At 67.5% G+C, this 12,408-nt stretch carries 12 protein-coding genes; 5 read left to right on the top strand and 7 right to left on the bottom strand.

The features are described 5' to 3' along the window. Window positions 1-279: 279 nt before the first annotated feature. From D3261_RS15345 to rnhB, 3 genes are all read left to right on the top strand, one after another. The gene (locus tag D3261_RS15345) at window positions 280-1,794 is read left to right on the top strand and encodes a lipopolysaccharide biosynthesis protein (RefSeq protein ID WP_120073857.1); all 1,515 of its coding nucleotides are present in this window, start codon (window positions 280-282) and stop codon (window positions 1,792-1,794) included. Window positions 1,795-1,900: 106 nt separating this feature from the next. Continuing rightward, window positions 1,901-3,217, top strand: coding sequence for a tRNA pseudouridine(54/55) synthase Pus10 (locus tag D3261_RS15340; protein ID WP_120073855.1), 1,317 nt, complete (start codon window positions 1,901-1,903; stop codon window positions 3,215-3,217). A 50-nt stretch (window positions 3,218-3,267) separates the two neighbouring features. Next, the gene (gene rnhB / locus D3261_RS15335) at window positions 3,268-3,906 is read left to right on the top strand and encodes a ribonuclease HII (protein WP_120073853.1); all 639 of its coding nucleotides are present in this window, start codon (window positions 3,268-3,270) and stop codon (window positions 3,904-3,906) included. A 282-nt stretch (window positions 3,907-4,188) separates the two neighbouring features. Here the strand turns inward: rnhB and D3261_RS15330 are convergent, their stop codons facing one another. The 5 genes from D3261_RS15330 to D3261_RS15310 all read right to left on the bottom strand — a co-directional run bounded on the left by D3261_RS15330 (window position 4,189) and on the right by D3261_RS15310 (window position 9,435). Beyond that, window positions 4,189-5,829, bottom strand: a complete 1,641-nt coding sequence (locus D3261_RS15330; RefSeq protein ID WP_120073851.1) for a preprotein translocase subunit SecD — start codon at window positions 5,827-5,829, stop codon at window positions 4,189-4,191. After that, complete coding sequence (gene secF / locus D3261_RS15325) at window positions 5,826-6,689, bottom strand: protein translocase subunit SecF (RefSeq protein WP_120073849.1); 864 nt, start codon at window positions 6,687-6,689, stop codon at window positions 5,826-5,828. Before secF ends, D3261_RS15330 begins: the two co-directional genes overlap by 4 nt. Before the next feature lie 73 nt (window positions 6,690-6,762). Next, a complete protein-coding gene (locus D3261_RS15320) occupies window positions 6,763-8,289 on the bottom strand; it encodes a PGF-CTERM sorting domain-containing protein (protein WP_120073847.1) in 1,527 nt (508 codons plus the stop codon). Window positions 8,290-8,345: 56 nt separating this feature from the next. After that, window positions 8,346-8,810 (bottom strand): DUF5812 family protein, encoded by a 465-nt coding sequence (locus D3261_RS15315; protein WP_120073845.1) that lies wholly within the window; start codon window positions 8,808-8,810, stop codon window positions 8,346-8,348. Window positions 8,811-8,853: 43 nt separating this feature from the next. After that, on the bottom strand, window positions 8,854-9,435 hold the full coding sequence (locus D3261_RS15310) for a hypothetical protein (RefSeq protein ID WP_120073843.1): 582 nt from the start codon (window positions 9,433-9,435) through the stop codon (window positions 8,854-8,856). Window positions 9,436-9,509: 74 nt separating this feature from the next. On the opposite strand from D3261_RS15310, the gene D3261_RS15305 reads away from it, so the two are divergent. Next, complete coding sequence (locus D3261_RS15305; protein WP_120073841.1) at window positions 9,510-10,793, top strand: glucose-6-phosphate isomerase; 1,284 nt, start codon at window positions 9,510-9,512, stop codon at window positions 10,791-10,793. A gap of 43 nt (window positions 10,794-10,836) precedes the next feature. Then, on the top strand, window positions 10,837-11,625 hold the full coding sequence (locus D3261_RS15300) for a CPBP family intramembrane glutamic endopeptidase (RefSeq protein ID WP_120073839.1): 789 nt from the start codon (window positions 10,837-10,839) through the stop codon (window positions 11,623-11,625). A gap of 14 nt (window positions 11,626-11,639) precedes the next feature. On the opposite strand, the gene D3261_RS15295 is transcribed toward D3261_RS15300, so the two are convergent. Beyond that, window positions 11,640-12,098, bottom strand: a complete 459-nt coding sequence (locus tag D3261_RS15295) for an NOB1 family endonuclease (protein ID WP_120073837.1) — start codon at window positions 12,096-12,098, stop codon at window positions 11,640-11,642. Then, window positions 12,098-12,340 carry a PRC-barrel domain-containing protein gene (locus D3261_RS15290; protein WP_007691219.1) on the bottom strand — a complete coding sequence of 81 codons (243 nt, stop codon included), beginning with the start codon at window positions 12,338-12,340 and terminating at the stop codon, window positions 12,098-12,100. The genes D3261_RS15295 and D3261_RS15290 overlap by 1 nt, the downstream gene beginning before the upstream one ends. Window positions 12,341-12,408 lie beyond the last annotated feature (68 nt).

Genomic DNA, 12,408 nt, shown 5'->3' with positions numbered 1-12,408 from the left:
CTCCCCGAACTCGGCGGCACCGACGGTCGGACGATCCTCGCCGGGTTCGGTGCGTAGACGGTCGGTCAGGTCGTCTCGCGCGTTCCGAGCAGTAATCGCGTCCACCAGCCCGAGAGCCGTGCCAGCGCGTTGCGGAGGTGGAGCGAACAGCAGAGTACCACGACCCCGAGGCCAGCACACGCGCTCCGACCGTCGGTTTCGAACGCGGTTCGAGGATCGATCGACCCAGGCGACCGCGGGACGGCGCGCTTTTACCCTCGGCCCGAAAACCACCCGCGAGTGTCGCTTCGAACCATCGTGGACGTCCTGCGACGCGTTCTCGCCCCCGGCGAGAGCCTCTCCGAGCGGGCGGTCACCAGCGGCGTCTGGGTCACGATCACCAACGTCCTCGACCGCTTCCTCCAGCTCGTCATCGTGCTGTTCGTCGCGCGGATCATCGGCCCCGACGACTACGGCGTGATGGCGCTCGCGCTCGTCGTGATGAGCGGGCTGACCCAGCTCTCCCGGCTCGGTATCGACGCCGCGCTGATCCAGCGCGAGGAGGCGAACGTCGACGCCTACCTCGACACCGCCTGGATGATGCAGAACGCCCGGGGGGTCGTGGTCGCCGCGATCCTGTTCCTCGTCGCCCCGTTCATGGCCTCGCCCGCGGTCTTCGACCAGCCCGAGCTCACGCCCGTGCTCCGCGTGCTCGCGCTCTCGCCGCTGCTCTCGGGGCTCCAGAACCCCGGCCTCCTCTATCTCAAGAAGGACCTCCGGTTCGACAAGCAGTTCTTCTACACCATCTCCGGCACCGTCTTCTACGTTCTCGTCGCGCTCGGCGTCGCGTTCGTCACCCAGTCGGTCTGGGCGCTGGTGTTCGGGCTGGTCGCGAGCGACTTCGTCCGGCTGATCGCCTCCTACCTCGTCGACGACTACCGGCCGTGGCCCCGGTTCGACATGGGCCACGCCCGCGAGCTCTTCGGTTACGGGAAGTGGATCTTCGCCTCGGGAGTCGTGCTCTTCCTGATCATGGAGGGCGACGACGCGTTCGTTGGCTGGTATCTCGGAGCCGCCGTGCTCGCGTTCTACCAGCTTGGCTACCGGGTCTCGAACGCGCCCGCGACCGAGGTGACCCAGACCATCTCCTCCGTCGTCTTTCCCACCTACGCGAAGATGCAGAACGACGACCGACAGCTCCGCGACGGCTTCTTCAAGACCGTCCAACTGACGACGTTCGTCTCGTTCCCGGTCGCGGTCGGTATCGCCGCGGTCGCGCCCACCTTCGTGAACACCTTCCTCACCGAGGAGTGGGGCCCGATGGTCCCGCTGATACAGCTCCTCGCGGCCTGGGGCCTGCTTCGCTCGCTCGGGGCCACCACGGGACCGCTGTTTCAGGCGATCGGCCGACCCGAGATCGCCACCAAGATCCAGTTCGGCAAACTGGTGATCATCGCCCTCCTGATCTACCCCGCCACCGCGCGATACGGCGCGGTCGGCACGGCGCTCGTGATCGTCGGCAATTCCCTGGTCTTCTCCGAACCCGTCTCGACGTACCTCGCGGTGCGCATCGTCGACGGAAGCTACGCCAAACTCCTCGGTCTCATCGCCTATCCCGCGGTCGCGAGCGCGGTGATGGGGCTCGCGGTGGTCGGGGTTCACACCGCTGGCATCGCGACGGGCGTGCTCGAGTTCTGCCTGCTGGTGCTCGTCGGTGTCGCCGTCTACACCGTCTGTGTGGTCGCCTTCGAGGCGTTCTCGGGCTACGACAGCATCCGGCTCTGCCGACGGATGGCCGAGACGATGGTCTCCTGAGACCACTTCCGGACTTCCGCTCGACCGAATCGCGGGGGTCCTGTTCGTCGGACGGGATTTAGGGGGGATCCGAAAGCGAAACACGCACGCGCCCGCTCTTCGAGCTATGTCCATCCTCGACGACGCGCGGGCCGTCATCGCGAACGGTCCGGTCTGTAACCCGTGCCTCGGCCGCGTCTTCGCCGACCGGAGCTTCGGACTCACCAACGACGAACGTGGTCGCGCCCTCCGGGTCGCGGTCCACCTCGACGACGACGAGCCCGCCGAACCGGTCGAGGACTGCTGGGTCTGTGAGGGCGAGTGCGAGCGCTTCGACGCCTGGGCCGACGAGGTCTGCGAGGCGCTTTCCGGGGTCGAGTTCTCGACCTACCAGGTCGGCACCCGCGTCCCGCCGCTGATCGAAGAGAACGACCGCCTCCTCCGTGAGGACAGCGGCCTCCCGGAGGATGCAGGCGAACTGTTCAAATCCGAACTCAACCGCGAGGTCGGCAAGCGCGTGGGCGCGCGCACCGGCACCGAGGTCGACTTCGAGCGCCCCGACGTGCTCGCGCTGGTGAACCTCGAACGCGGGCTCGACGCCGGCGGCGTGGACGTCCAGGTCAACCCGGCGTTCGTCTACGGCCGGTACCGCAAGCTCGAACGCGACATCCCCCAGACCGAGTGGCCCTGCCGCGAGTGCGGCGGCGGCGGGACCCAGATGGCCGCCGACGGCGGCACCGAACCCTGCGAGCACTGCGGCGGGTCGGGCTACCTCTACGACGAGAGCGTCGAACAGCTCACCGCGCCCGTGGTTCGCGAGGCGATGGAGGGGGACGAAAGCCTCTTCCACGGCGCGGGCCGCGAGGACGTCGACGCCGTGATGCTCGGCACCGGCCGGCCGTTCGTGATCGAGGTCAAACACCCCCAGCGCCGCGCGGTCGACACCGACCGACTCGAAACCGAGATCAACGAGTTCGCCGACGGCAAGGCCGAGGTCGTGGGCCTTCGGCGCGCGACCCACGAGATGGTCGAGCGCGTGAAGGAACTCGACGCCAACAAGACCTATTCGATGGCCGTCGAGTTCGCCGACCCCATCGACGAAGGCGACCTCGACGACGCGCTCTCGGAACTCCAGGGAGCGACGGTCGAGCAGTACACCCCCCAGCGCGTCGACCACCGCCGCGCGGCGCTGACCCGAGAGCGCGAGGTCTACGAGACCGAGGGGACGCTCGACGACCCGCATCACGCCACCGTCGAGGTCAAGGGCGCGGGCGGGCTCTACGTCAAGGAGTTGGTGAGCGGTGACGACGGCCGAACGGAGCCGAGCCTCGCCGGCCTGCTGGGTGTCGAGAGCGAGGTCACGGCGCTCGACGTGGTCGCCGTCGAGGGCGAGGCGGAGGCCTTCGACGACCCCGAGTATCTCATCGACGAGCCGGGCGAGTAGTCGGTCCCCGCCATCACAATCGCTTTGGCGTCGCCGTCCGAGGGACGGCCATGAGATTCGGCGTCGACGAGGCCGGCCGCGGTCCCGTCCTTGGCTCGCTGTTCGTGGCGTGCGTCCGCGCCGACCCCGCTGTTTTACCCGAGGCTATCGACGACTCGAAGCGCCTCCCGCCCGCCCGTCGCGAGGCGCTCGCCACCGACCTCCACGGCGACGACCGGGTTTCGACCGCCGTCGTCGAGGTCACGGCCTCCGAGATCGACGACCCCGAGACTGACATCAACGCGCTCACGATCACGGCAGCGGCCGGAGCGATCGACGAAGCGGTCGAGGACGGACTGGCTGGGATCGTCGACGCCTGCGACACCGACGCGGCGCGGTTCGGTCGGCGAGTGACGGCGGCGACGGATGCCAACGTGGCGGTCACGGCCGAACACGGGGCCGACGAGAATCACGCGCTCGCCGGCGCGGCGAGCATCGTCGCGAAGGTCGCCCGCGATGCGCATATCGACCGGCTGGCCGAGGAGTACGGTTTGATGGGGAGCGGCTACCCGAGCGATCCGAACACTCGTGAGTTCCTTCGGGAGTACGTCCGTGAGCACGGTGAACTTCCATCGTTCGCCCGTGCGTCGTGGAAGACCAGTCGGGACGTGTTGGATGCGGCGGCCCAGTCGACGTTTTCGAACTTTTGAACGAGTGGCTTAGGACTCGTTTGCGCCGGGTCGAATTTTCGCAGTCCGTTCGCTGATCGACCGCTACAAGTCCTGGCTCAAATGAGAGACCGCACCGCAACCGCCCCGCACTGACCACGATCCTCCCCAACCGATTCGTTCCGCTCGCTCATTCCATTCGCTCACTCCACTCATCCCTCGCGCGAGTCGGGCGTCTTCGACGCCCTCCACACGCGCCGACCGCTCTCGTCTGTTGCAAATCCCAAGATTCGCTAATGTAACGGCTCGGTCGAAAACGTGGATTCAGGTGTCCGTGAGCAGCCGTCGGAGCACGTTCCCGTAGGCCGGCCGGGTGATCAGCACGCCGATGAGCACGCCGACGATGGTGACGATGGCGAACCCACGGAGGTCACCGAGCGAGAGCACCGCGAGCGGGCTCATGGCGATGATCGTCGTGGCGGCGGCCGCGCCGATGACCCAGAAGGCCCGCCGGAAGCGGCTCTGGAACACCCGTCCGGTTTTGACCTCGCTCTGGAGGATCTCGTCGGCGATGATCACCAGGTCGTCGACACCCGTCCCTATCACCGCGATGAAGCCCGCGATGTGTGAGAGGTCGAGCGCCAGCCCGACCGCCGAAGAGAACCCGAGCAGGATGAACACCTCCGCGAGCGCGGTGACCACCATCGGGATCGCCACCCAGGGTTCGCGATACCGGATGAACACGACCCCCGCGACCGCGAGCACCGCGACCAGCCCCGTGACGAGCGAGAGGCCCTTGAATCGCTGGGCGACGCTCGGCAGGATGTACTGGCTCGTGCCCTGGTCGAAGTTCAACGGCGCGGGCAGCGCCCCCGCCTGGAGGTCGACCTGAAGGTTCTGCGCTTCGGAGGCGTTCCCCGCCGACGTCTGATAACCCGGGTCGTTGACGAAGCTTCCAGTGGCGAACTGCTGGGCGAGCCCCTGGGTCACGCTCGCGGCGTAGACCACTTCGCCGTCGCGCACCGTCAGCAGACAGTGCCCACCCCCGCCCGTCTCGAAGTTACAGGTCCTGACCTGGCTCTGCCGGCTGGAGGCGTTCGCCGCGTCGGCGAAGCCGTACCGTTGCATCGCCTGGGTGAACGGCTGGGCGGCCTGCTCGGTGAGCGTCACCGGCACGATAGGCTGGCCCTGCTGGTCCCGCTGGACGGTCCCGACCGACTGGAACCCGTCCTGGCTCTGGAGGACGGTGACGTTACAGGTGTTCGCCCCACTGCCGCCTCCCTCACCGCCGCCACTCCCGTTGCCACCGACCGGGCCCTCACAGTACGACGGGGTTCGATTGCCCTCGACGGTGAAGTACGCCACCGTCTGGACCTGGCCCTGGTCGGCCACTAAGTCCCTGACCTCCGAACGGTTCTGGTTCGGGACCTCGATCTGGATGTAACTCCGGTCGCCCGAGGACACAGTTTGAACGGTGCCGCCGGTGAGCCCCGACTCGCTGATCTTGTTCTCGAGCACCTCGACGGCGCTCTCGTCGGTCTCCTCGGTCACGCCGGTCCGGATGTCGCTCTGGGTGGTGTTGTAACCGGCCCGCTGGAGCGCGCCCGCGAACCGCTCCTGGGAGACGTTCTCCGAGAACACCTCGACGGTCGCCGACTCGTTGCCCACCCGCACTTGGACGTCGGTCGGTGATACCCCGAGGTCCTCCGCTACCGATCCGGTGAGGTTGGCCTGCTGGTTCGGGGCCACGTCCACGTTCTCGGCGGTCATCCCGACCAGCGGCGCGCGGATCCGGGTGCCGCCCGAGAGTTCGAGCCCGAACTGGAGGTTCGTGGGCCCGCTCGTGGCGTTGGTCGCGGTGGCGTTGCCACCGTCGCCGACGCCGAAGCCCGGCACGAACAGCGCCAGCCCGGCGACGACGACGAACACCACGAGCAGGACGATCCGCCAGTTGTCGCGTATCATCGCGCGACCCCCTCGTACTTGTACCAGCGAAGCAGGCTGACGTTGAGGAGATAGGTGTTCATCAGATCTGTTATAAGTCCCATCACGAGGATCGTGCCGACCTCCGGGAGGAGCGGGATCCCGAGCACGAAGTCGGAGGCGACGACCGCCATCACCGCCATCGCGGCGATCGAACTCAGGGTCATCGTCACCCCCGTGCGGCGTGCACGGTAGGTGCTCTCGTAGAAGTCACCCCGCCGCCGGAGGACGTGATTGTTGAGCAGGATGTCCGAGTCGACGCTGTAACCGATCAGCATCAAGAGCGCGGCGACCGTCCCGAGCGAGAGTTTGATCCCGAAGAGGTTCATCAGCGCGAGCGGGATCACGATGTCGGAGAACGCCGAGGCGATCACCGCGATCGAGGGGACGAAGGTCCGAAAGAGCACGAACACGAGGAGCGCCATCCCGGCGAACGCCGCGATCAGCCCGATCACGCCCGTCTGCTGGGCTCCCGCACCGAAGTTCGCGGAGGTGGCCTGGACGGAGTCCACCTGATAACCCGCGGACTGGGCGGCGTTGGTGAGCGCGTCGGTGTTCGTCGACTGGAAGGTGACGATGTAGGTGTTGCCGCCCGCGGTCGGCGTGACGGAGGTCGGCTGGGTCGGGAACGCCTCCTCGATCTGGGTCTGTGAGGCACCGGTCGAGATCTGGACCTCGGTTCCGCCGGTGAAGTCGATGCCGGGGGTCACCGGCGCGCCGGTGACGAGGAACCAGCCGCCGAGAACGCAGAGCGCGAGAACGAGCACCGCCAGCGGAACCGCGGCGAGCTGGCGGTCGGTGTACCGGGTGTAATCGAGGTCCGGTACGTCGAACGCGACCATGCCGTGCGGTGTGCGACGGCTTCGAATAAGCTTTCTTATATGGGGCTCGCCGACGAGCGCCCCCTCGATCGGTTCAGCGGCGTCGAAGCGCCACCAGTCCGGCCGCGACGACCGCGATCACCGCCGGCAACGCGCCGAATCCCGGCCCGTCCTCCGTCGTGGTTTCGGCTTCGGTTTCGGCTCCCCCGACGATCTCGCCCTGGCTCCCGTTTGCGTTCGTCGCCGTACGGGTCGTCGAAGCAGCCGTCCCCGTTGCAGTCGGGGTTGCCGTCGCGGTCGGCGGTGGGGTAGCGGTCGCAGTTGTCGTCGTGGTAGCCGTCGGCGGCGGGGTAGCGGTCGATGTCGGCGTTCGCGCTGCGGTTGCGGTCCGAGTCGGTGTCATGGTGGCTGTTGATGTGGCCGTCGGTGTCGCGGTCGACGTGACCGTTGTGGTGTCGCGAGCCGCGACGGGACCGAACGAGGTGGGGTCGACCTCGATGCCGTCGCGATAGACGGTCGCGTTGCCGTCGAGTCGCAACCCTGTGACGTTCCCCTGCACGAGGTAGGCGTCGCCACCGCCGCCGAGGCGACCGTCGACCCGACCGTCCGAGACCGTGTCGACGTCCGTGTCGATCGTCACCGCGTCGTCGTCGATCGGTGCGCCGTGGCTCTCCCCGCTTCGTTCGACGGTTCCATCGTGGGTGAACGCGTAGGTGACTTTGTTCTCGGCCGACCCGCCGACGATGACGAGGCTATCGGTCCTACTGCGCGGTTCAGTGTTCGACCGATCCGTCGTATTGAGGCTGAGTTCGTAACCGGTGAATCCTTTGACGGCACCGGACTGTGCCGGAGCCACGCGGACGTAGTATGTACCTGCTCGGGATGCAACGTGCTGTTGCAATGCCTCCGGGTTCGATGCGAATAGTTCGGTCGTGTTTCCGAGACCGGACGACCCGTCTTCACCAACGCGACTTCCATTGGGCGCGTAGATGTCCACGCCGACGTTCTGACCGAACTCCGCTCCGGTGTCGTTTTGACCGAGTCTCGTCGTAAGGTTCTCATCCTCGTTCAGATCCACTGCATACCAATCCTCGTCGTTTTGAAACACGGTCATTCCGTACGTTCTGTTCGGCTCGGCCAGCGTAGCAGCATCTCGGTCGCCGTCCGGTTCGAGCCGATCCGCTGTCTCGGTTGCGACTTTCACTCCGTACTGAATCGGATATTCGCCCCCTTCAGCGACGCGGAGATGGTACGTACCCGACTCGGCAGCTATCGCCCCGATCTCGGCGGCGTCCTCCGTTCCACCGGTTGACCCGTTACCGAGGACCTTCCCGTTCGGCCCGTAGAGCGTCACGCGTGCGTACTGTCCGCCAAACTCAGTCGTAACTCGGATCGCCTGATCCGACTGTGCATCGAACGCGAACCAGTCGTCGTCCGAGTCGCTCGTCTCGCCCTGGATGAACGTTCGCTTCTGTATATGCATTGCATCCGACCGGTTATCGTTCGGTCCGGTCTCGTTCTGGCTGGCGTACTGTCCAGCACTCGGCGTCGCGAACGCGGCGATCGCGACCACACAGACTACTACGATGAGCCCCAAAACCACGGCCGCTCGTCGCTTCATGTTCTGTTTCCATGTCTTTCGCCATCGTGCGATAAGTTTTCTGTTGCACGAACCCCCTACGGGAGGTAGCGAACGCTCACCACGCCCGCTTCCCCATCGCGCCGTACCTCCACACGATTCACGCCGAGTCGGGCCGCCCGGACCAGCGTCGCCTCGTCGTCGAGCACGTCGCTCACCGCGTCCGCGACCCGCTCCGGGGGTACCGTGAGCACGTGGATCTCGCCGATGCCGGCGCGTTCGCGGGTCGTCACGTCGCCCTCGTCCCCCTCGGCCGCGAGGTCGCGTTCCTGGCTCGTCGGCGGCTCCTCGCTCTCGCCGGTCGTCAGCGGTCGTCGCTCCTCGACGTCCACGAGTTCCCACGTGACGCCGAGTTCGTCGCTCGCGACCGTGGCGTCGAGCGCGTCGTTCGCGTCGAGGTCCGGGTTCTCGGCGAGCGTGTGGACCTGGCCGTCGTCGGCGTCCTTCAACACCGCCGACCCCGCGTCGGCGTGGGTCACGAGGAACGTGCTCTGCTTTTCCATGTGCGGGCTCCGCGCTCCGTGGGATTGGGTCTTTCAGTTCGGGCTATCGGGCGAACCGGTGGGCGAGCCAGATCAGGACGGCGGCGAGGACCGGGGGGATCAACCCCGCGAGGCTCGGAAGCGCGTAGAGCACCTCGATGAGGGGTGCGAGCACGCCGGTCACGGCCTCCTGGTTCGCGACCGGCACCGCCACGACGAGGCCGACGTAGAGCGACGCGAGGAAGACGAACCCCGCGAACCCAAGCCAGGCATCGTAGCGCTTTCGGTCGCCTACCCGGCGGTGTCGGCGCGCGACGAGGAGCACGGGAGCGAGGAGCGGGCCGACGAGGAACAGCGCGACCACCATGTAGAACGCACGCGAGAGCGTCAACGACCCGCCGCGCGCCCCCGCCGTCGCGCCGAACAGCGTGACGAGCGCGAGGGCCATGAAGACGGCCACGAGCACCGCCGCGAGCACCCCGACGACCGCGTAGCTCCTGAAGACCCGCGACCGGGTCGACCGAAACGCGTAGGGGATCGCGCCCAGCAGCCCGTCGTAGGTCTTCTCATCCGCGTCCGCCCGGCGATTACCGTCCGTGCCACCGTCGGCCGCGTCGGCGTCGTCGCCCGCGTTCGCCTCGACCATGGCACGACCGAGGGCCCCCAGCGATTAAACGCCGCGGTCGGCAGGGCTTTGTCGCCGGCGTCGTCACTCCCCGCATGAAGATCGATATCGGCAACGCGCTGGTCGAAGTCGCCGAACCGGGGATCGCCCGTACGTCCCTCGACCGGCTCGACGAGCGCGTCGGGACCGCTCACGAGCGGATCGAGCGCGGCCGTCGGGACGACGAGTTCGGCTACGCGGCGCTGAACCTACCCGAGACCACGGACCCCGAGGCCATCACGGAAGCAGTCGAACCGGTCTCGGGGGCGGAGTACGTCCTCGTCGTCGGGATCGGCGGGAGCGCGCTCGGCGCGGCCACCCTCGCCGAGGCGCTCGGCGATTCTCGAATTCTCACCCTCGACAACGTCGACCCCCGCGAGGTCTCGGAGGTGCTCTCGCTGTTGCCGCTCGACGACACGGTATTGAACGTGGTCTCGCGCTCGGGCACGACCGCCGAGACCCTCGCGAACTTCCTCGTGGCCCGCGCGGCCTTCGAGGAGGCCGGCGTCGACTGGACCGAGCGAACCGTCGTGACGACGGGTGACTCGGGCCCGCTCCGCAACCTCGCCGACGACCACGACCTCCCCGCACTCCGCGTCCCCGACGGCGTGCCGGGACGCTTCTCGGCGCTCTCGACGGTGGGCCTCGTTCCGCTCGCGATCCGCGGCCACGACGTCGCCCCGATCCTCGACGGCGCGCGGGACGCCGCCGATCTGTCCGATTCGCTCTACGAGACCCCCGGCTACGCCTACGGTGCGGTCGCGTACGCACTCGATATGCGCGGCGCGGCAGTCAACGCCATGCTACCTTACGCCGAGTCGCTCGACTCCTTCGGGGAGTGGTTCGCCCAGCTCTGGGCCGAAAGTTTGGGAAAGGACGGCCTCGGCCAGCTCCCGGCGCGGGCGCTCGGCGCGACCGACCAGCACTCCCAGCTCCAGCGCTACCGGGCGGGGCCGTCGAACACCCTCGTGACCTTCGTCCGCCCGCGCGAGCGCACGTCGCTCCCGATCCCCGAGTCGGACGCCGACGCGCTCGAATACCTCGGCGGCGTGGGTATGGACGACCTCATCGACGCCGAGTTCGAAGCCACCGAGGCCAGCCTCGCGGCGGCCGACCGCCCCTCGGTTCGGGTCGAACTCGACCGGGTGGACGGTCGTGGGATCGGCGAGCTCCTCTACACGATGGAGGTCGCGTGCGTGCTCGCGGGCGAGCTCTACGGGGTCGAGACGTTCACCCAGCCCGCGGTCGAGTGGGGCAAGAACGCGACTCGCGGCCTCATCGGCGAGTCGAACGAGGAGTCGGCGGCGGTCGCGGAGAAAACCGAACTACTCGTGGAGTGACCAAAGGAGCTATTCGGCGCGGCCACCGAGCCTCACAGAACGGATGGCGGCAGAACACACTGACGGCAGCCGATCCAACCCCCTTCGCTACCTCTCGGCGGTCACGATCGCGTTCGGGCTCGTCGTCGCCGGCTTCGTCGTCGCGAACCTCATCGTCGTCCCGCTGTTGCCCGTGCTCTCGGCCTTCGACCTCTCGATCCGGAGCACGCCGGGCTACGTCGGGTCGACGCTCCTCCAGAACGTCGGGTTCGCCGTGGTCGTGCTCGCCTACATGCGCTACGCCGACCTCCCCGACCTCTTCGACGTCCGGTGGCCCTCGCTCTCGCGTCCCCGACGCCTCCTCCGCGACCTCGGCTGGGTACTGGTTGGCTTCCTCTTGCTGGTGGCCGCCTCGCAGGCCGTCTCGATCTTCCTCCAGGGTATCGGCCTCGCACCCGGCACGAACCGGATCGTGAGCGCGGTCAGGGCGGACCCGACGCTCGCGCTTTACCTCATCGCGCTCTCGTTCCTCGCCACCGGGCCCGGCGAGGAGATCCTGTTCCGCGGCGGCGTGCAGGGGATCCTCCGGCGGGTGTTCTCGCCCGTGCCGGCGGTCCTGCTTTCGAGCGCCCTCTTCGGGCTCGCCCACGCCACCGCCACGATCGCCTCCTCGGGTCTCGCGGGGGCCGGTGGCTACGTGGTCTCGACGTTCCTGCTGGGGCTCATTCTCGGCGGGCTCTACGAGTACACCGACAACCTGCTGGTTCCCGCCCTCATTCATGGAGCCTACAACGCGGTCACGTTCGCCCAGCTCTACGCACTGGAAGCCCTCTCCTTTCACCCCTATTTCTGAGACCGCCGCGAACCCTACGAGGGGTTCTTCCGCGCGAGCCCGCTGCCGCAGATCGGACACCGGTCCTTCCGCTCGTCGAACGTCCGGCCACAGCCCTGACACTGGAACTCCCACTCGCGGGCCTCCGTGATGCCCTCCTGGGCGATGAACTCGACACGAATATCGAGCCGGTCGGCGACGTTCTGCATCGCGTAGTCGTCGGTCACTAACTGTGCATCGAGCTCGAACGCCGCCGCGACGAGTTTGATGTCCGTCTCCGAGAGCTCGGCGGCGTCGCCGCTCTCGCGCGCGGCGCGCTCGACCCGACCCACCACGGCCTCCTCGGGCACGTGGATGTACATCCCCGCGCCTTCGAGCGCGTCGTAGCGATAGGAATGCTCGCCTTCGAGCTCCATCCCCACCTCCGGCACCGTCGCGATGTCGTCACCCGTGTCGTACTCGTTGATGAACGCCGACGAGTCGAGTATTTCCATCACCGGTCGACGACGATGTGGTCTTTGACCGCCTGGACGCTCCGGATCGGGACGGCGTATCGGCCCTCGTCGTCGCGTTCGATCTCGACCTGGTCCATCGTCTCGCCCCGTGGCGTGATGATGAGGTTCGCGAGTTCGCCGGTCTCGATGTTCATGGTCACCGTCGAGAGCGTGCCGAGCTCGGTCCCGTCGGACCCGATCACGGCCTTGTCGATCAGGTTCCGCGCGAGTACGTCTGGCATACCCGTCATACCGAAGGCCGGCATTATAAACACCACGGAGGGCGGAGCGACCGAAACGCGTCACTGAC

It is taken from the genome of Halococcus sp. IIIV-5B (assembly GCF_003602035.1).
Classification (GTDB): domain Archaea; phylum Halobacteriota; class Halobacteria; order Halobacteriales; family Halococcaceae; genus Halococcus; species Halococcus salsus.
The sequence above is the reverse complement of the archived record's forward strand: the minus strand, read 5'-3'. Positions and strand labels throughout refer to the sequence as shown.

Coding starts and splice junctions, on each gene's coding strand:
- rnhB (WP_120073853.1), top strand. CDS start 3,268: ATGAGATTCGGCGTCGACGAGGCCGGCCGCGGTCCCGTCCTTGGCTCG.
- secF (WP_120073849.1), bottom strand. CDS start 6,689: ATGGTCGCGTTCGACGTACCGGACCTCGATTACACCCGGTACACCGAC.
- D3261_RS15320 (WP_120073847.1), bottom strand. CDS start 8,289: ATGAAGCGACGAGCGGCCGTGGTTTTGGGGCTCATCGTAGTAGTCTGT.
- D3261_RS15315 (WP_120073845.1), bottom strand. CDS start 8,810: ATGGAAAAGCAGAGCACGTTCCTCGTGACCCACGCCGACGCGGGGTCG.
- D3261_RS15290 (WP_007691219.1), bottom strand. CDS start 12,340: ATGCCAGACGTACTCGCGCGGAACCTGATCGACAAGGCCGTGATCGGG.
- D3261_RS15295 (WP_120073837.1), bottom strand. CDS start 12,098: ATGGAAATACTCGACTCGTCGGCGTTCATCAACGAGTACGACACGGGT.
- D3261_RS15310 (WP_120073843.1), bottom strand. CDS start 9,435: ATGGTCGAGGCGAACGCGGGCGACGACGCCGACGCGGCCGACGGTGGC.
- D3261_RS15305 (WP_120073841.1), top strand. CDS start 9,510: ATGAAGATCGATATCGGCAACGCGCTGGTCGAAGTCGCCGAACCGGGG.
- D3261_RS15330 (WP_120073851.1), bottom strand. CDS start 5,829: ATGATACGCGACAACTGGCGGATCGTCCTGCTCGTGGTGTTCGTCGTC.
- D3261_RS15340 (WP_120073855.1), top strand. CDS start 1,901: ATGTCCATCCTCGACGACGCGCGGGCCGTCATCGCGAACGGTCCGGTC.
- D3261_RS15300 (WP_120073839.1), top strand. CDS start 10,837: ATGGCGGCAGAACACACTGACGGCAGCCGATCCAACCCCCTTCGCTAC.